The organism is Caballeronia sp. AZ10_KS36, from assembly GCF_023631105.1.
Lineage (GTDB): Bacteria > Pseudomonadota > Gammaproteobacteria > Burkholderiales > Burkholderiaceae > Caballeronia.
This window is the reverse complement of the sequence record NZ_JALQDQ010000018.1, coordinates 527,795-545,176: the sequence shown is the minus strand read 5'-3', so window position 1 is coordinate 545,176 and position 17,382 is coordinate 527,795. Positions and strand designations below refer to the sequence as shown.

16 protein-coding genes are annotated in these 17,382 nt (G+C 65.2%); 11 read left to right on the top strand and 5 right to left on the bottom strand.

What is annotated here, in order from left to right; all coding sequences use genetic code 11:
• Window positions 1-4 precede the first annotated feature (4 nt).
• Genes NCR35_RS12740 through NCR35_RS12730 form a run of 3 tightly spaced genes read left to right on the top strand, consistent with a single transcriptional unit; the run spans window position 5 to window position 2,546 of the window.
• Complete coding sequence (locus NCR35_RS12740) at window positions 5-1,159, top strand: acyl-CoA dehydrogenase family protein (RefSeq protein ID WP_250534616.1); 1,155 nt, start codon at window positions 5-7, stop codon at window positions 1,157-1,159.
• Window positions 1,156-1,611 (top strand): MaoC family dehydratase, encoded by a 456-nt coding sequence (locus tag NCR35_RS12735; protein WP_250534615.1) that lies wholly within the window; start codon window positions 1,156-1,158, stop codon window positions 1,609-1,611. Before NCR35_RS12740 ends, NCR35_RS12735 begins: the two co-directional genes overlap by 4 nt.
• 35 nt (window positions 1,612-1,646) lie before the next feature.
• The gene (locus NCR35_RS12730) at window positions 1,647-2,546 is read left to right on the top strand and encodes an SDR family NAD(P)-dependent oxidoreductase (RefSeq protein ID WP_250534614.1); all 900 of its coding nucleotides are present in this window, start codon (window positions 1,647-1,649) and stop codon (window positions 2,544-2,546) included.
• A gap of 52 nt (window positions 2,547-2,598) precedes the next feature.
• Here NCR35_RS12730 and NCR35_RS12725 read toward each other — a convergent pair whose 3' ends face one another.
• Window positions 2,599-3,744 (bottom strand): acyl-CoA dehydrogenase family protein, encoded by a 1,146-nt coding sequence (locus NCR35_RS12725; protein ID WP_250534613.1) that lies wholly within the window; start codon window positions 3,742-3,744, stop codon window positions 2,599-2,601.
• The gene (locus tag NCR35_RS12720) at window positions 3,741-4,883 is read right to left on the bottom strand and encodes a CaiB/BaiF CoA transferase family protein (protein ID WP_250534612.1); all 1,143 of its coding nucleotides are present in this window, start codon (window positions 4,881-4,883) and stop codon (window positions 3,741-3,743) included. Before NCR35_RS12720 ends, NCR35_RS12725 begins: the two co-directional genes overlap by 4 nt.
• 644 nt (window positions 4,884-5,527) lie before the next feature.
• Here NCR35_RS12720 and NCR35_RS12715 point away from each other — a divergent pair.
• The 8 genes from NCR35_RS12715 to NCR35_RS12680 all read left to right on the top strand — a co-directional run bounded on the left by NCR35_RS12715 (window position 5,528) and on the right by NCR35_RS12680 (window position 15,162).
• Complete coding sequence (locus NCR35_RS12715) at window positions 5,528-6,613, top strand: porin (RefSeq protein ID WP_250534611.1); 1,086 nt, start codon at window positions 5,528-5,530, stop codon at window positions 6,611-6,613.
• Window positions 6,614-6,641: 28 nt separating this feature from the next.
• Window positions 6,642-7,388: an SDR family NAD(P)-dependent oxidoreductase gene (locus tag NCR35_RS12710; RefSeq protein WP_250534610.1), complete on the top strand. Its 747-nt coding sequence runs from the start codon at window positions 6,642-6,644 to the stop codon at window positions 7,386-7,388.
• 38 nt (window positions 7,389-7,426) lie between these two features.
• Entirely contained in the window at window positions 7,427-8,176 is a 750-nt protein-coding gene (locus NCR35_RS12705) for an electron transfer flavoprotein subunit beta/FixA family protein (RefSeq protein ID WP_250534609.1), read from the top strand.
• A 1-nt stretch (window position 8,177) separates the two neighbouring features.
• Complete coding sequence (locus tag NCR35_RS12700; RefSeq protein ID WP_250534608.1) at window positions 8,178-9,122, top strand: electron transfer flavoprotein subunit alpha/FixB family protein; 945 nt, start codon at window positions 8,178-8,180, stop codon at window positions 9,120-9,122.
• 101 nt (window positions 9,123-9,223) lie between these two features.
• Window positions 9,224-11,305, top strand: coding sequence for a 3-hydroxyacyl-CoA dehydrogenase NAD-binding domain-containing protein (locus tag NCR35_RS12695; protein ID WP_250534607.1), 2,082 nt, complete (start codon window positions 9,224-9,226; stop codon window positions 11,303-11,305).
• A gap of 10 nt (window positions 11,306-11,315) precedes the next feature.
• The gene (locus tag NCR35_RS12690; RefSeq protein ID WP_250534606.1) at window positions 11,316-12,494 is read left to right on the top strand and encodes an acetyl-CoA C-acyltransferase; all 1,179 of its coding nucleotides are present in this window, start codon (window positions 11,316-11,318) and stop codon (window positions 12,492-12,494) included.
• Between the two features lie 14 nt (window positions 12,495-12,508).
• The gene (locus NCR35_RS12685; protein WP_250534605.1) at window positions 12,509-14,371 is read left to right on the top strand and encodes an acyl-CoA dehydrogenase; all 1,863 of its coding nucleotides are present in this window, start codon (window positions 12,509-12,511) and stop codon (window positions 14,369-14,371) included.
• 8 nt (window positions 14,372-14,379) lie between these two features.
• On the top strand, window positions 14,380-15,162 hold the full coding sequence (locus tag NCR35_RS12680) for an SDR family oxidoreductase (RefSeq protein ID WP_250534604.1): 783 nt from the start codon (window positions 14,380-14,382) through the stop codon (window positions 15,160-15,162).
• Window positions 15,163-15,272: 110 nt separating this feature from the next.
• Here NCR35_RS12680 and NCR35_RS12675 read toward each other — a convergent pair whose 3' ends face one another.
• The 3 genes from NCR35_RS12675 to NCR35_RS12665 form a co-directional block, all read right to left on the bottom strand.
• Window positions 15,273-15,638 carry a response regulator gene (locus NCR35_RS12675; RefSeq protein WP_250534603.1) on the bottom strand — a complete coding sequence of 122 codons (366 nt, stop codon included), beginning with the start codon at window positions 15,636-15,638 and terminating at the stop codon, window positions 15,273-15,275.
• 80 nt (window positions 15,639-15,718) lie between these two features.
• Complete coding sequence (locus NCR35_RS12670; RefSeq protein ID WP_250534602.1) at window positions 15,719-16,357, bottom strand: response regulator transcription factor; 639 nt, start codon at window positions 16,355-16,357, stop codon at window positions 15,719-15,721.
• 135 nt (window positions 16,358-16,492) lie between these two features.
• Complete coding sequence (locus tag NCR35_RS12665; protein WP_250534601.1) at window positions 16,493-17,257, bottom strand: bestrophin-like domain; 765 nt, start codon at window positions 17,255-17,257, stop codon at window positions 16,493-16,495.
• Between the last annotated feature and the right edge of the window lie 125 nt (window positions 17,258-17,382).

Here is a 17,382-nt window from a genome sequence, read left to right as displayed (position 1 = left end):
GAACATGAATTTCAAACTGGATTCCGAGCAGCAACTGCTGCAGGACAGCGTGCGCCGTTTCGCAGAGAAAGAATGCGGGTTCGAGGCGCGCGCCGCGCTTTTGAAAAGCGGAACGAGCGAGCCTCTGCACTGGCAGACGTTCGCGGACAACGGCTGGCTCGCCGCCGCGCTGCCCGAAGCGTACGGCGGGTTGGGCGGCTCGGTCATCGACACGGCGCTGATCGCGCAGGAGTTCGGCCGGGCGCTCGTCGTGGAGCCGTATCTCGGCTGCGGCGTGCTGGCTGCGCAAACGCTCGTCGCTGCCGCCGCGCCCGCGCAACTCGACCACATCGTGCCGCAACTCGCCAATGGCTCGCTGCGGCTCGCGCTCGCCTATAGCGAAGCCCAGTCGCGCGGCTTTCCCGAGCCGGTTCGAACCCGCGCGACCCGCACCGCCGAAGGCTTCTCGCTGCGCGGCACGAAGACGCTCGTGCTCGGCGCGCCGGGCGCGAACGCGTTCATCGTGTCGGCCGCCATCGATGACGACGGTCCGCTGACGCTCTTTCTCGTGGCGGCGTCGCGGCCCGGCGTGGCGTGCCGGACGCTGCGCCTGCACGACGGAAGCTGGGCCGCCGAAATCGCGCTCGAAGACGTCGCGGTGAGCCGGGACGCGGTGCTCGGCACGCCCGGCGGCGGACTCGCGGCGCTGCACCACGGCCTCGCGCACGGCACCGCGGCGCTGTGCGCGGAACTCATCGGCGGGATGGAAAAGGCCATCGAGATGTCGGCCGAGTACCTCAAGATGCGCAAGCAGTTCGGCGTGCCGATCGGCAGCTTTCAGGCGTTGCAGCATCGCATGGCGGACATGGCGGCGGAACTCGAAGTTGCGCGTTCGATGTTGTTCGCGCTCCTCGCATCGCTTCTGAACGACGAAGACGCCGCCGCGCGCCGGCACACGGTCTCGCAAGCGAAGGCGCTGATCGGCCGCGCCGCGAGGTCCGTCTGCGCGCAGGCCATCCAGCTTCACGGCGGCATCGGCATGACCGAGGAATACGCGGTCGGCCATTACTACAAGCGCGCGGTCGTCGCGGACGTGCTGTTCGGCAGCAGCGACCGTCACGAAGCGGCCTGCGCCGCGCAATTGCAACACGCCTTGCTTCAGGGGGACACACAGGCATGAAGAACTTCGACAAGATCGCGGACTTGCAGCCGCTCGTGGGCGAATCCATCGGCACGAGCGAGTGGCTTTTGATCGACCAGGCGCGCGTCAATCTGTTCGCGGACGCAACGGGCGATCACCAATGGATTCACGTCGATGTCGAGCGCGCGAAGGGCGGGCCGTTCGGCGGCACCATCGCGCACGGCTTTCTCACGTTGAGCCTGCTGCCGGCCTTTCTTGCCACCGCGTTCCACATCGGGGAAACGAAAAGCGGCCTGAACTACGGTCTCGACAAAGTGCGCTTCGTCGCGCCGGTCAGGGTGGGCGCCCGCGTGCGCGCGCACTTCAGGCTGATCTCGTGGGATGCGATCGGGCAGGGCGGCGCGCAGCTCAAGGTGGAGATGACTGTCGAATGCGAAGGATCGGACAAGCCCGCGTGCGTCGCTGAATCGATCATGCGTCTGTTTCCCTGAACCTATCTTTCGACAACTGGAATGGAGCATCAAGCATGAGTATTCGTTTCGATGGCAAGGTCGCGATCGTCACCGGCGCGGGCGCGGGGTTGGGGCGGGCGCATGCGCTCGCATTTGCCGCGCGCGGCGCGAAAGTCGTGGTCAATGATTTCGGCGGCGCGCGCGACGGCAGCGGCGGCTCGTCGGAGGCCGCGCTCGCCGTGGTCGATGAGATCCGCAAGGCGGGCGGCACGGCCATCGCGCACGGCGCGAACGTCGCGGACTTCGCGCAGGTGCAGGACATGGTGAAGCGCGCGGTGGCCGAGTTCGGCCGCGTGGACATTCTCGTGAACAACGCTGGCATTCTGCGCGACAAGAGCTTCGCCAAGCTCGACATGGCCGATGTCGAGGCGGTGCTCGACGTTCACCTGATGGGCTCCATCCACTGCTCGAAGGCGGTGTGGGACATCATGCGCGAGCAGGGCTACGGCCGCATCGTGATGACGACGTCGTCGTCGGGCATGTACGGCAACTTCGGCCAGGCCAACTACGGCGCGGCGAAAATGGGCGTAATCGGCCTGATGAACGCGCTGACCACCGAAGGCAAGAAGAACAACATCAAGGTCAACACCATCGCGCCGGTGGCCGCCACGCGCATGACCGCCGACATCCTGCCGGAAGCCATGCTCGCGCGCATTCAGCCGGAGCGCGTGACGCCGGCCGTGCTGTTCCTCGCGAGCGAGAATGCGCCGTCGAAGACGATTATCGCGGCAGGCGGCGGCGCGTTCGCGGCGGCGACCATCGTCGAGACCGTGCCCGTGCTGCTGCCGGACGCGGAAGTGACGCCGGAAGGCGTGGCGGCGCGCTTCGGGGACATCGCGAACTGGAGCACTGCGCAGGAGTACGAGGAGTCGGGGCAGCAGGTCGGCGCGTTTCTCAAGCTCGTCTGCGCATAACTGAACGCGCATTGAAAAAGCAAAGCGCCCGGTCATGCCGGGCGCTTCGTTCTCAGCCGAGACTGCGCGCGATAATCAGCTTCTGAATGTGGCTCGTCCCTTCGTAGATCTTGCAGATACGCACGTCGCGCAAGTATCGCTCGACGGGGAAGTCGGTGAGATAGCCGTAGCCGCCGTGAATCTGCAGCGCATCGGAGCAGACCTTTTCGGCGATCTCGCTCGCGAACATCTTCGCAATCGATGCTTCCTTCACGCACGGCACGCCGGCATCGCGCAGACGCGCTGCATGCAGGCAATATTGATAGGCGACGTCCACTTGCGCGGCCATGTCGGCGAGATCGAACGCCACGCCTTGCAGCCGGATGATCGGCGCGCCATACGCTTCGCGCTCCTTCGCGTAGCCGACCGCGGCCTCCAGCGCCGCGCGCGCCACGCCCGCCGCGATGAATGCAATGCCGATCCGCCCATCCGACAAACCGCCCATCACCTTGCGATAGCCGTCGCCTTCGCCGCCGAGCAGGTTCGCAGCGGGCACGCGAAAATCTTCGAGCGTGATCTGCGCGGTATGCGCCGTGTGCTGCCCGAGCTTGCTCTCCACGCGCGTCACGTGATAGCCGGGCTGGCTCGGATCGATGATGAACATGCTCGCGCCGCGTTTGCCGGCGGCCTTGTCGGTCATTGCATACAGAACGCCGACGCCCGCTTCGCTGCCGTTCGAGATGAACTGCTTCGAGCCGTTGACGACGTAGCTGTCGCCGTCCCTGCGCGCGGTGGTGCGCAGCGCGGCGGTATCGGAGCCGGCGTGCGGTTCCGTCAACAGGAACGCGCCGATGGACTCGCCGCGCGCCATCGCGGGCAGATAGCGGCGCTTCTGTTCCTCGGTTCCGTGTTCCACGATGTTGAGCGCCGTGAAGTTGTGCACGTGGATGATCGTGGCGAGGCCCGCGTCGGCGGCGGCGATCTCGTGTTGCGCGAGGCACAGGTCCAGCACGCCCGCGCCGGTGCCGCCGTATTGCTCGGGAATCAGCATGCCGAGGAAGCCGAGTTCGGCGAGCGCCTTCAGCTCGTCGCGCGGCCACGCCGACTCGCGATCGCGCCGGGCGGCGGTCGGCGCGACGATCTCGCTGACCACGCGACGCGCCGAATCGCGAATCAGGTTCTGTTGTTCGGTCAGGAACAGGTGGGCGGTGTCGGTCATTTGGAATCCTTCGTAAGGTCGGGGTGGGACGAGCGCGCCCAGTCGCGCAGCACCGCGTCGGTATGCTGCCCGCGGCGCGGAACGGCGCCGGGCGGAGCGGGCGGCGTCGCGGAAAAACGCGGCGCAGGATTCGCCTGGAGCACGCCATTGTCGCGGGTGTAGATCTCGCGCTGGCGCATATGCGGATGCGCGGCGGCTTCATCGGGGCTCAGGACCGGCGCGAAGCACGCATCGCTGCCTTCCAGCAGCGCGCACCAATCGTCGCGCGTGCGCGTGGCGAAGAGTTCGGCGAGCCGCTCGCGCAGCGCGGGCCACGCACGGCGGTCATAGGGCTTGGCGAACGCGGGGTCGTCGGACAGGCCGAGCTTGTCGAGCAAGAGCGCGAAGAACTTCGGCTCCAGCGATCCCACCGACACATAGCCGCCGTCCGCGCAGCGATACGTGTTGTACCAGTGCGGACCGTCCAGCAGGCTCTCGCCGCGCGCGGCGGTCATCTGCCCCGACGCCTGCAACGCGAGCAGCAGCGTCGTCATGTGCGCGCTGCCGTCGACGATGGCCGCGTCGATCACCTGGCCCTCGCCCGTGGCGCGCGCATGCATGACGGCGGCCAGAATGCCGACGGCGAGATACATCGCGCCGCCGCCGATGTCGCCGACGAGGCTCGGCGGCGCAAGCGGCGCCGTGCCGGGCTGACCGGCGTACCACAGCGCCCCCGACAGCGCGATGTAGTTCAGGTCGTGCCCGGCTGCATGCGCGAGCGGTCCGTGTTGTCCCCAGCCGGTCATGCGGCCATACACGAGGCGCGGATTGCGCGCGAGGCACACGTCCGGCGCGAGCCCCAGGCGCTCCATGACGCCCGGACGCATGCCTTCGATGAGCACGTCGCAATGTTCGACGAGGCCTAGCACGGTGTCGACGCCATCGGCCGATTTCAGATCGACGGCGATGGAACGTTTGCCCCGGTTGGCGATTTGCGTGTCGCCGAGATCGAGCCCGTCCGCAGCCGCTTCGATGCGGTCCGCCACCACGACGTCCGCGCCCAGATCCGCGAGCAACATGCCGCAAAACGGCCCCGGCCCGATGCCCGCGATCTCGAGCACTCTCAGCCCCGCAAGCGGCCCGTGCCTTGTCGCTGTCATTGATTGTCTCCCTGTGTTTCGCGTCGGCCCATGATAGAGAGCGACCGGCGGGCGCACGCCCCCTCGTCGCGAGGGGGCGCGCGACGCGGCGAGCGGTGAACGCGGCGCGCATCGCGGCCGTTGCAGCGTTCCCCTGCCGCGATCAAAAACGCGCTGCCGAATCGACGCTTCGCGCGGCTCGCGCCGTGCCCGCGCGCATGGCTCGCGCATGACTCGCGCACGCAAGCGTTCCCCCCCCATTAACGAGGGGGCAGCGCGCATCGATATACCGAATATCCTTCGCCGTGTGGCCTGCAAATGGGCGTGCAGGCGCGCAGATCGAGCGCACGGCAACCGCGTGACTCGTCCCTATCCGCTGCGATGGAAGCCGATTCCGGACCGTCATCGCAGCGTGAGCCGAGGCGAGCGGCGGTCGTAACGAAATGACGTAACGCGTTTCATGCCACGCAACAAGACTCGACATATAGATAAGCATGCCTAACTAAACGATGGCGCCGCAGAGCGTCCACGCTTAACACGGGCTCGGCGCTGCCCGGTGTCCACCGGAGCGTGCGCGATCGCGACGTATTAACCGCATCTGGCCGGATGCGGCGATAAAAAGACAGGAGACAGCCGTGCGCTTCATCAGACAGACAATCTTGGCAATGGCAGCAGCGGCCGCGGCGGGCAGCGCGGCGGCGCAATCCAGCGTGACGCTGTACGGCGTGGTCGATGTATTCGGCCAGTACCTGAACAACGGCGGCACATCGTCGATCATGGAACGCAGCGGCGGGCTGGCCGGTTCGCAGGTCGGCTTCAAGGGAAGCGAAGACTTGGGCGGCGGCTTGCGCGCGGTATTCGCCCTGGAGAGCGGATACACGACGAACAACGGCGGGTTCTTCGTGGACCCGACCGCCTTGTTCTACCGGCAGGCGTGGCTCGGCTTGACGCACGAGCGTTACGGCACGCTGTCGTTCGGCCGGCAGTATCAGCCGACCTTCTGGGTGCTGTACTACGGCGATCCGTTTCGCGGCAACGAAGTGTTGTCGCCGCTTTCGGCAGCCGCCGTCGCCACTGACCGCGACACGCTCGCCACGCAGGCCGGCCCCGGCCGTCTCAGCAATTCGGTGCTGTACAAATCGCCGAATCTGAACGGCTTCCAGTTGTACGCGATGTACGCGCTCGCGGCCACCTCGTCGTATCCGGTGCCGACCACGCTGGGCAACACGCTCGACGTCGCCGCCATGTACACGGGCTACGGCTTCTATGCCGGCATCGCCTATCAGAACGAGCACCAGGGCACGAGGACGTTGCCGGTGCTGCCGGGCCCGCTTTCCATGATGTCCACCGACCATTACACGGCTGCGCTCGCGTACCGCTTCGGCATCGTCAACCTGCAGTTCAACTACATCTACTCGCGTCCGCAGGATGCGCCGGCGGGCTCGCTCGCGGCGCGCATCCACGGCGCGCATTCGAACAGCATCGCCGAAGCCGGCATGACGATTCAGGCGACGGATGCGGACGTCATCGAATTCGCCGCCGTTCAGCGCAAGGTGCGGGGCGTGGACAACAACACGCTGGCGTTCGAGCTCGGCGTGGATCACAGCTTGTCGAAGCGCACGACCGTCTATGCGCGCGCGGGCTACATGAAGAACCACGGCACCGCGACGATGAGCTGGCCCGGCGTCTCCGTGACGAAGCCCGGCACGTCGCAGACGCTGGTCGGAGCGGGCTTGTCGCACCGCTTCTGATCTATCGGACACAAATCGGGAAACGCACATGAAACTGGAAAACAAGGTGGCCATCGTCACGGGCGCGGCGTCGGGCCTCGGTCTCGCGACCTGCAAGGCGCTCGCCGCAGCGGGCGCGAAAGTCGTCGGCTTCGATCTCGACGCCGACAAGCTGCGTGAAGCGCTCGGCGCGTCTATCGCCTCGGTCGCGGTCGATGTCGCCGATGAGGCGAGCGTTGAGCGGGCCGTCGCCGCGGTCGTCGGCATGCATGGGCGCGTTCACATCGCGGTGAACTGCGCGGGCGTGCTCGGCCCGTGCAAGACCATTTCGAAGGGCCAGCTCTTTCCGACCGAACTTTGGAACCGCGTGCTGGCGGTCAATCTCACCGGCACCTTCAACGTGCTGCGCCATGCGGCGCTCGCCATGACGAACAACGAACCCGAAGACACGGGCGAGCGCGGCGTCATTATCAACACGGCGTCGGGCGCGGCGAAGGGCGGTCAGATGGGACAAGCCGCGTATAGCGCGAGCAAGGCAGGCGTGATCGGCATGACGATTCCCGTGGCGCGCGATCTCGCGGAACACGGCATTCGCGTGCTGGCGGTATCGCCCGGTTTGTTCGAATCGGGCATGTCGGCCGGCATGCCGCAGAAGGTGTCGGACGGTCTCATCGAAAAGATGCTGTTTCCGCGACGAATGGGCCGCGCGCAGGAGTTCGCCGCGCTCGTCGTTCATCTGGTGCAAAACGCATACATGAACGCGACGGTGGTCGATATCGACTGCGGCACGCGTTGAGGCGCGGTGGTTTCAACGCATCGCAAAGGGAGGGGCAAGTGAAGGTTCTGATCGCAGTCAAGAGAGTGACCGATGCCAACGTGAAGGTCGGCGTGAAGTCCGACCATACGGGCGTCGAACTCGCCAACGTGAAGATGTCGATGAACCCGTTCGACGAAATCGCCGTGGAAGAGGCGGTGCGTCTGAAGGAAGCGGGCGTCGCAACGGAAGTGATCGCGGTGTCGTGTGGCGTCACGCAATGTCAGGAAACGCTGCGCACGGCGCTGGCGATCGGCGCGGATCGGGCGATTCTCGTTGAAACGTCAGAAGAGTTACAGCCGCTCGCAGTGGCGAAGCTGCTCAAGGCTTTGGTCGATCAGGAAAAGCCGGAACTCGTGATTCTCGGCAAGCAGGCCATCGACGACGATTCGAACCAGACGGGTCAGATGCTCGCCGCTTTGGCAGGGCTGCCGCAGGCGACGTTCGCATCGAAAGTCGTGATCGCCGATGGCCGCGCGACTGTCGCGCGTGAAGTGGATGGCGGCGCGGAAACGCTGTCGCTCAAGCTACCCGCCGTCGTCACGACGGACCTGCGCCTCAATGAGCCGCGCTACGTTACGCTGCCCAACATCATGAAGGCGAAGAAAAAGCCGCTCACGACCGTGACGCCCGCCGATCTCGGCGTCGATGTCGCGCCGCGTCTGAAGACGCTCAAAGTCACCGAGCCGCCGAAGCGCAGCGCGGGCGTGACCGTGCCGGACGTCAAGACGCTGGTCGAGAAACTGAAAGCCGAAGCGAAGGTGATCTAACGTGACGACTCTCGTAATTGCAGAACACGACAACGCGTCGATCAAGGCGGCGACGTTGAACACGGTCGCGGCAGCGGCCAAGCTGGGCGGCGATATTCACGTGCTGGTCGCGGGTTCGAACGCGCAGGGCGCGGCGGATCAGGCCGCGAAGATCGCGGGCGTTTCGAAGGTGCTGCTGGCCGATGCGCCTCAACTCGCCGAAGGCCTGGCGGAAAACGTCGAAGGCACGGTGCTGAACATCGCGAAGGATTACTCGCACATCGTCGCGCCCGCGACGGCTTACGGCAAGAACATCGCGCCGCGTATCGCCGCGCATCTCGACGTCGCGCAGATCAGCGAAATCACGGCGGTCGTCAGCGCCGATACGTTCGAGCGCCCGATCTACGCGGGCAACGCGATCGCGACGGTGCAATCGGCTGATGCCATCAAGGTCATCACCGTTCGCGCGACGGGCTTCGATCCGGTGGCGGCGGAAGGCGGCAGCGCATCGGTCGAAAAGATCGAAGCAGCGGCCGATGCAGGCGTCTCGCAGTTCGTCAATCGCGAAGTGACGAAGCTGGACCGGCCTGAGTTGACGAGCGCGAACATCATCGTCTCGGGCGGGCGCGGCTTGGGCAGCGGCGAGAACTACACGCAAGTGCTGGAGCCGCTCGCGGACAAGCTCGGTGCGGCGCTTGGCGCATCGCGCGCAGCGGTCGATGCCGGCTACGTGCCGAACGATTATCAAGTGGGTCAGACCGGCAAGATCGTCGCGCCGCAGTTGTATGTCGCCGTCGGCATCTCGGGCGCGATTCAGCACTTGGCCGGCATGAAGGACAGCAAGGTGATCGTCGCGATCAACAAGGACGCCGAAGCACCGATCTTCAGCGTGGCGGATTACGGCCTCGTCGGCGATCTGTTCACTGCGGTGCCCGAACTCGTCAGCGACCTAGGCGCAGCCGCATAAAGCAGCCGACACGATCCGCGTGAGAAGACTGCAACACAGCAACCGGGCACGAGACCCGGCGCCGCGCCGCATGACACCCTGTTCACTTTGAAGGAATCCGCATGACAGCGATGTACCAGGTCCATGACGGCGTGGCCGTCATCACGCTCGATCATCCTCCGGTCAACGGTCTGGGTCATGCAACCCGGACCGGCATCATGAACGGCATGAGCCGCGCGCTCGACGACGCAGCGGTCAAGGCCATCGTCATCACCGGAGCGGGGAAGGCGTTCTCGGGCGGCGCGGATATCCGCGAGTTCGGCACGCCGAAAGCGTTTCAGGAGCCGAGCCTCGCGACGGTCATCGACACCATCGAGCGATCGGCGAAGCCGGTCGTCGCGGCGATTCACTCGGTCGCGATGGGCGGCGGGCTCGAACTGGCGCTCGGCTGCCACTACCGGCTCGCGACACGGCAAGCGAAGATCGCGCTGCCCGAAGTCAATCTCGGTCTGTTGCCCGGCGCGGGCGGCACGCAGCGCCTGCCGCGCGCAATCGGCCTCGAAGCCGCGCTCAACATGATCGTGTCGGGCAAGACCATGCTCGCCGAACAGTTCGCGGGAACGGGACTCTTCAACGAGATCGTCGCGGACGATGTCGTCGCGGCCGCCGTGCAGTTCGCGCGCGATGCCGCCGAGCGTGCCGGTTCGCATCCGAAGCTGCGCGACGCAAAAGTGCAGCACGCGCACGCCGAAGCGTATCTCGGCTTTGCGCGCAGCACCGTCGCAGCAAGCGCAGGGCCGTATCCCGCGCCGCTGGCATGCGTAAATGCCGTCGCGGCATCGCTGAAGCCATTCGATGAGGGCATCGAGGCCGAGCGCGACGGCTTCATTGCGTTGATGAACACGCCCGAGTCTCGCGCGCTGCGCCACGCCTTTCTCGGCGAACGCGCGGCGAGCCGCATCCCCGACGTCCCCGCCGACACGCCGACGCGCGCCATCGCGAAAGTCGCCGTGATCGGCGCGGGCACGATGGGCGGCGGCATCGCAATGAACTTCCTCAACGCGGGCGTGCCGGTCACGCTGCTGGAAATGAAAGCGGACGCGCTGGAACGAGGCGTCGGCGCGATCCGCCGCAACTACGACAACACCGCGAAGAAGGGCAAGCTCACGCAGGACGAAGTGGATGCGCGCATGCCGAGGCTTGCGACCACGCTCTCGTATGACGACATTCGCGACGCCGATCTCGTGATCGAAGCCGTGTTCGAAGACCTGGAGGTCAAAAAGAGCGTGTTCCAGCGGCTCGACGAAGTGGCGAAGCGCGGCGCGATCCTCGCATCGAATACATCGACGCTCGACATAGACGCCATCGCGTCCTTCACGAAGCGCCCGCAAGACGTGATCGGCATGCACTTCTTCAGCCCCGCGAACGTGATGAAGCTGCTGGAAGTGGTGCGCGGCGCGCGGACCGCGAAAGACGTGCTCGCCACCGTGATGCAGCTCGCGAAAAAGATCGGCAAGGTCGCGGTAGTGTCGGGCGTCTGCGATGGCTTCATCGGCAATCGCATGATCGAGCAGTACAGCCGTCAAGCCGGCTTTCTGCTCGACGAAGGCGCGCTGCCGCAGCAGGTGGATCGCGCGATCGAGCGCTTCGGCTTCGCGATGGGCCCGTTCCGCATGATCGACATGGCGGGCAACGACATCAGCTGGGCGATCCGCAAGCGCCGCGCCGTCGAGCAGCCCGAGTTCAACTACTCGAAGACGGGCGACCTGCTGTGCGAGATGGGCCGCTTCGGCCAGAAAGCGCAGGCGGGCTGGTACGACTACAAGCCGGGCGATCGCCGGGCGTATCCGAGCGCGGTCGTCGACGAGATGATCGTGCAGCATTCGAAGGACCTCGGCATCGCGCGCCGCAAGATCAGCGATAAGGAAATCGTCGAGCGGCTCGTGTTCGCGCTCGTCAACGAAGGCGCATCGATCTTGCAGGAAGGCATCGCGTCGAAGGCATCCGATATCGACATGGTCTATCTGCACGGCTACGGCTTTCCGAAGTTTCGCGGCGGCCCGATGCAGTACGCGGACGAAATCGGCCTCTACGCGGTGGCGCAGGCCATCCGCCGCTATGGCAAGGGCTATCAGGGCCACGCGTGGCAAGTCGCGCCGCTCTTGCAGCGCCTCGCCGATGCCGGCGCGAGCTTCAACGACTGAGGACGGGGACATGAACGAGGCAGTGATCGTATCGACCGCGCGCACCGCGCTGGCCAAAAGCTGGAAGGGCGCGTTCAACATGACGCACGGCGCGACGCTCGGCGCGCACGCGGTCCGGCACGCTGTCGCGCGGGCGGGCATCGAGGCCGGCGAAGTCGAAGACGTGCTGATGGGCTGCGCGAACCCCGAAGGCGCGACCGGCGGCAACATCGGCCGTCAGATCGCGTTGCGGGCGGGTTGTCCTGTGACGGTGCCGGGCGCGACCATCAACCGCTTCTGCTCGTCCGGGCTGCAAAGCATTGCGATGGCCGCGCAGCGCGTGATGACGGGCGAAGGCCAGATTTACGCGGCAGGCGGCGTGGAAAGCATCTCGTGGACGCAGCGCCAGATGAACATGGAGTACGCGAACGACCCGTGGCTCACCGCGAACAAGCCCGAGATCTACTGGAGCATGTTGCAGACGGCGGAGCGGGTTGCGCAACGCTACGGCATTTCGCGCGAGCGTCAGGACGAGTACGGCGTGCGCAGCCAGCAGCGCGCGGCGGCGGCGCGCGAGGCCGGCCGCTTCGACGCCGAAATCGTGCCGATGACCGTCACGGCGGGCGTCGTCGATCGCGCCACCGGCGATATCGTGAGCCGCGAAGTGACCATTGCCGCCGACGAAGGCATTCGCGCGGACACGACGCTGGAAGGCGTCGCGAAGATTCGCAGCGCGTTGCCGGGCGGCGTCATATCGGCGGGCAACGCGTCGCAGTTCTCGGATGGCGCTTCCGCATGCGTCGTGATGGATGCGCGCGTCGCCGCATCGAAGGGCATTGCGCCGCTCGGCGTGTTTCGCGGCTTCGCGGTGGCGGGTTGCGAGCCGGACGAAATGGGCATCGGACCGGTGTTCGCGGTGCCCAAGCTGTTGAAGAAAGCGGGCCTGACGGTTGACGACATCGGCTTGTGGGAGCTGAATGAGGCTTTCGCCGTGCAGGTCTTGTACTGCGCGGATACGCTCGGCATTCCGATGGAGCGGCTCAACGTGAACGGCGGCGCCATTGCGGTGGGGCATCCGTTCGGCGTGTCGGGCGCGCGGCTCGTCGGACACGCGCTGATCGAAGGCAAGCGCCGCGGCGCGAAGCACGTCGTCGTGACGATGTGCATCGGCGGCGGACAAGGCGCGGCCGGCCTCTTCGAAGTGCTTTGACAGGGACGAGAGACATGTCGTTGATCCTTTCCCGGCGCGATCTGAACTTTCTTCTGTACGAATGGCTGACGGTTCAGGCGCTCACCGACAATCCGCGCTACGCCGACCATTCGCGCGAAACGTTCGACGCCGCGCTCGATACGTGCGAGAGGATCGCCACCGATCTCTTCGCCACGCATAGCAAGAAAAGCGATCAGCAGGAGCCGCACTTCGACGGCGAGCGCGTGCACGTCATCCCCGAAGTGAAGACGGCGCTCACGGCTTTCAGCGAAGCCGGATTGATGGCTGCGGGACAGGACTACGACCTCGGCGGCATGCAGTTGCCGGTCGTGGTCGAGAAGGCGGGCTTTGCGTACTTCGTCGCCGCGAATATCGGCACGGCGGCGTTTCCGTTCCTGACCATCGGCAACGCGAACCTGCTGCTCGCGCACGGCACGCAGAAGCAGATCGACACCTTCGTGCGTCCGGAGTTGCAAGGCCGCTTTTTCGGCACCATGTGTCTGTCCGAACCGCAGGCGGGCTCGTCGTTGGCGGATATCACGACGCGCGCCGAGTACGAGGGTGAATCGCCGTTCGGGGCGCAGTATCGGCTGCGCGGCAACAAGATGTGGATCTCAGGCGGCGAGCATGAGCTGTCCGAGAACATCGTCCACTTGGTGCTCGCCAAGATTCCCGGTCCGGACGGCAAGCTGATTCCTGGCGTGAAGGGCATCTCGCTTTTCATCGTCCCCAAGTATCTGGTCGAAGAAGACGGCTCGCTCGGCGAACATAACGACGTCGTGCTCGCCGGACTCAATCACAAGATGGGCTATCGCGGCGTGACCAACTGCCTGCTCAACTTCGGCGAAGGCGTGCGGCATCGGCCGCATGGCAAGGCGGGCGCGGTGGGATATCTCGTCGGCGAGGCGGGGCAGGGGCTCGCCTGCATGTTCCACATGATGAACGAGGCGCGCATCGGCGTCGGGCTCGGCGCGGCGGCGCTCGGCTACACGGGCTACCTGCATGCGCTCGACTATGCGCGCAACCGTCCTCAGGGACGCCCCACGGGCCGCGGCGGCAAGGACCCGGCGAGCCCGCAGGTGAAGCTGGTCGAGCACGCCGACGTGCGTCGCATGCTGCTTGCGCAGAAGAGCTACGCGGAGGGCGGCCTCGCGCTGAACCTGTACTGCGCGAAGCTCGTCGACGAAGCGCGCGCCGCCGAAGCCGCCGACGATGCGCAGAAGCACGAGCGCCTCACGCTCTTGCTCGACATCCTGACGCCGATTGCGAAAAGCTGGCCGTCGCAATGGTGTCTCGAAGCGAACAATCTCGCGATTCAGGTGCACGGCGGCTACGGCTATACGCGGGAGTACAACGTCGAGCAGTTCTATCGCGACAACCGCCTGAACGCCATTCACGAAGGCACGCACGGCATTCAGGCGCTCGACCTGCTCGGCCGCAAGGTAACGATGAAGGACGGTGCGGCGCTGCGCCTGCTCGTAGACCGCATGCACGCAAGCGCCGCGCGTGCCTCCGCGACGGGCGATACGGCGCTTATCAAGCACGCGTCATCGTTCGACGAATCAGTGACGCGGCTCACGCACGTCACTCGCGTATTGTGGGCGGCGGGCGATCCGTCGGTGACGCTCGCGAACGCGTCGCTGTACATGGAGGCGTTCGGCCATGTGACCGTTGCGTGGATCTGGCTCGAACAGGCGCTTGCGGCGCGTTCGGGGCTCGCTGCTGCCGGCAACGACGACGACGCGGCGTTCTATCGCGGCAAGCTCGCCGCCGCCGATTACTTCTTCAACTGGGAACTGCCGCGCGTCGGACCGCAGTTCGATCTGCTCGTGTCGCTGGATCGCACGACGCTCGACATGCAGGACGCGTGGTTCTAGGACACCGAATGCGCACCGCACAACAGCTCTTCGACCTGCGAGACAAGACCGCGCTGGTTACGGGCGGCTCACGCGGCCTCGGCTTGCAGATTGCCGAGGCATTGGGCGAGCAGGGCGCGCGCATCGTGCTGTCCGCGCGCAAGGCGGATGAACTCGATGCCGCCGCGAAGCATCTGCGCTCGCGCGGCGTCGATGCGGGCTGGATCGCGGCGGACGGCGCGCGGGAGGACGACATCGCCCGCCTCGCCGACGAAGCGCTCGCCACGCTCGGCCACGTCGACATTCTGGTGAACAACGCGGGCGCGACGTGGGGCGCGCCCGCGGAAGACCATCCGCTCTCGGCGTGGGACAAGGTGATGAATCTGAACGTTCGCGGGCTGTTCCTGCTGACGCAGCGCATCGGCAAGCTGTCCATGATTCCGCGCCGCTATGGACGCGTCATCAACGTGGCGTCGATCTCGGGGCTCGCGGGCAACGCGCCGGGCACGATGGAGACGATCGCGTACAACACGTCGAAAGGCGCGGTCGTGAACTTCACGCGAACGCTCGCGGGCGAGTGGGGCGAGCACGGCATCACGGTGAACGCGCTTGCGCCCGGCTTCTTTCCGTCGAAGATGACGCAAGGTTCGCTCGACCGGATGGGCGTCGAGCGCATGTGCGAGAGCATTCCGCTTCATCGTCTCGGCGACGACGAAGACCTGAAGGGCGCGGCTGTGCTCTTTGCGAGCGATGCTAGCAAGCACATAACCGGGCAGGTGCTGGCCGTGGATGGCGGGGTGAGCGCGGTGTAGCGTTAAGCGGCGCCACGCGGTCATTGATTGGCAATTGAGCGTCCGTCATGCTGCGCCGCGTATGGCTCTTTGAGTTTGACGCCGCGCGTGGTTGGAGCGCGAGGTTCCGGTCACTGCATCTCCAACGCCGCTAATATGCCCAGCAAGTCGGTGCCCGCGAAGGGCTTGACCAGACAGTGCATACCGCCGGCATTCGCTACCGCGAGGCGGGTCGTCTCGTTGTCGTGCGACGTGATGAAGACGGCCGGAGGACGCGGTTGGCCGAGTTGTGCGTATAGAGCGGGTCCCGACGCTCCAGGAAGCTGAACGTCCAGGACAAGACACCAGACGTTCTCTATGCCGCCTGCCGACGCGAGCGCTTCAGCACTTTCGTAAGCAAGCGCGTCATATCCCGCCAGTCTTAGCAGGCGTTGTAGCGCACGCCGCATGCCGTCATCGTCTTCGACAATGACGATCGTCTTTTTGCTATCGCTCATGGCCAGCCACGGGGAGATACATCGAGTGTGGTGCCGCAAGAGCAAGCTGCCTATCGGGATGAGGGGCAACGCAATTGCCCTCAAGGGCAACGCTTGTTCACCTGTGCATTCGACGCGCGGGTGAGTGGTTCCGCCCGACGAATGAGTTCTGCAAGTGAATGTGCCTCGAACTTGCGCATCAGTTCGGCTCGGCAGGACTTGATTGTTCGTTCGCCTAGATCGAGTTCCGCGGCGATCTGCTTGTTCAATTTGCCCGCGATGATGCCGCAAAGCACGACGTGCTCGCGCTCGCTCAGCACAACCTTATCCGCCAGCGGTGATGCAGGGCTCACGGCAGTGCGCTCAGTTGCGGCGAGTGCGCTTTCGATCGCTGCGAGCAAGGCTTGCGAAGCGATGGGCTTCAAGAGAAAGTCGCTGGCCCCCGCTTTTATCGCAAGAACTGTCTTCGGGATATCTTGATAGGCGCTGATGAAAACAATCGGAATCGCGTGCTCCCGGCGTTGCAGCGCGTGTTGCAGTTGCAGGCCGCTGGGACCCGGAAGCTCCAAGTCCAAGAGTAGGCAGCCCGGGAGCGAGTTCGTGTCTGCCACGAGGAAATCGCCGGCGCTCGCGTAGGCTTGCACTGCATAGCCAGCATTCCTCAAGAGCCGCGACAGGGCAGTGCGCATGGATTCGTCGTCATCCACGATGTGGACGACCGCTTCGGCATGATCGATCAACTCTCGCGTCCTCGGTTTGTCGCCCTATTGGTGCCACGTACGCGTAGATCGCGCTTTCGCTCCACGGGCGTTAGCTGCTACGCCTCATCAACGGATATCACAACTTGGGCGAAGCTGTACGCGTTTGCGGCCGCGCTACTGGCTGGGCATCGAAGCCGCCGTCGCCATGAGGTTTTGCGGTTTTACCCGGATGAGCCCGTTTCGCGGGCTATCAATGTCCGCGATGAGTGTGAACGAGATCGAAACTATCAACGGCATGATCATGAGAAGGCGTCTCGCCGGTCTCGAACTTCGGGTTCCGTAACCGATCAGGACGTTGCAGAAGAAACCGATGATGACCATGAGCGCCCATGCCGAGGCCGGGATATGGTTCCACCAGGCAGCTTGTGTATAGCCCTGCGTATTGATGACGTCGTTCATGCCTCCGATCGCCAGTGCGGAGAGCGGACTGGGTTGCGCGTTCGCGCCGGAGCGCGCGGCCGTCCAGAGCCTCGATTGCAGTTCAGCCGTCGCCGTGTTGATTTGCTCCAGTTCATCGTCGTCACCGGTTTGATAGAACCTGATTCGCTGAGCGACGTACTGGTGCAGGAGCGTACGGATCTCCGAAGCCTGGGCTGCCGGTAGCAGTTCCGCACGCAGCAGCTCGGTTCCGATGGCATTCGCTTCCTCTTCCTCGAGGTTCTTGCGCTGGTCGTAGCGGCCCACCGCCATGGAAAGACTGAAGCCGATGACCAGTGCAAGAAGGGTTAGCGCCGCCGACTGCACCACGCCGAAGTCCTCACGCATGTCGTCGGCCATTGGTCGCGCTCGGCGCAATACCGAGCCGAGGTAGGCGGCGATTGACATCAGGAACAACGCGAGCAGGAGAAAAACGATTGGATGGCTAACGAGTTTTGGCACATTCGTCTCCTTCCGGTCCGTGGCAGTCAGTGCTCAAAGAAGCGGCCTTCGGATTGTGCCAATGATCGCCGGAACGTAAAAGCGGATGACGAGGATGGGTATCGGACGGATCCTCGCTGTGGCTG

Coding starts and splice junctions, on each gene's coding strand:
- NCR35_RS12740 (WP_250534616.1), top strand. CDS start 5: ATGAATTTCAAACTGGATTCCGAGCAGCAACTGCTGCAGGACAGCGTG.
- NCR35_RS12735 (WP_250534615.1), top strand. CDS start 1,156: ATGAAGAACTTCGACAAGATCGCGGACTTGCAGCCGCTCGTGGGCGAA.
- NCR35_RS12730 (WP_250534614.1), top strand. CDS start 1,647: ATGAGTATTCGTTTCGATGGCAAGGTCGCGATCGTCACCGGCGCGGGC.
- NCR35_RS12725 (WP_250534613.1), bottom strand. CDS start 3,744: ATGACCGACACCGCCCACCTGTTCCTGACCGAACAACAGAACCTGATT.
- NCR35_RS12720 (WP_250534612.1), bottom strand. CDS start 4,883: ATGACAGCGACAAGGCACGGGCCGCTTGCGGGGCTGAGAGTGCTCGAG.
- NCR35_RS12715 (WP_250534611.1), top strand. CDS start 5,528: ATGGCAGCAGCGGCCGCGGCGGGCAGCGCGGCGGCGCAATCCAGCGTG.
- NCR35_RS12710 (WP_250534610.1), top strand. CDS start 6,642: ATGAAACTGGAAAACAAGGTGGCCATCGTCACGGGCGCGGCGTCGGGC.
- NCR35_RS12695 (WP_250534607.1), top strand. CDS start 9,224: ATGACAGCGATGTACCAGGTCCATGACGGCGTGGCCGTCATCACGCTC.
- NCR35_RS12690 (WP_250534606.1), top strand. CDS start 11,316: ATGAACGAGGCAGTGATCGTATCGACCGCGCGCACCGCGCTGGCCAAA.
- NCR35_RS12685 (WP_250534605.1), top strand. CDS start 12,509: ATGTCGTTGATCCTTTCCCGGCGCGATCTGAACTTTCTTCTGTACGAA.
- NCR35_RS12680 (WP_250534604.1), top strand. CDS start 14,380: ATGCGCACCGCACAACAGCTCTTCGACCTGCGAGACAAGACCGCGCTG.
- NCR35_RS12675 (WP_250534603.1), bottom strand. CDS start 15,638: ATGAGCGATAGCAAAAAGACGATCGTCATTGTCGAAGACGATGACGGC.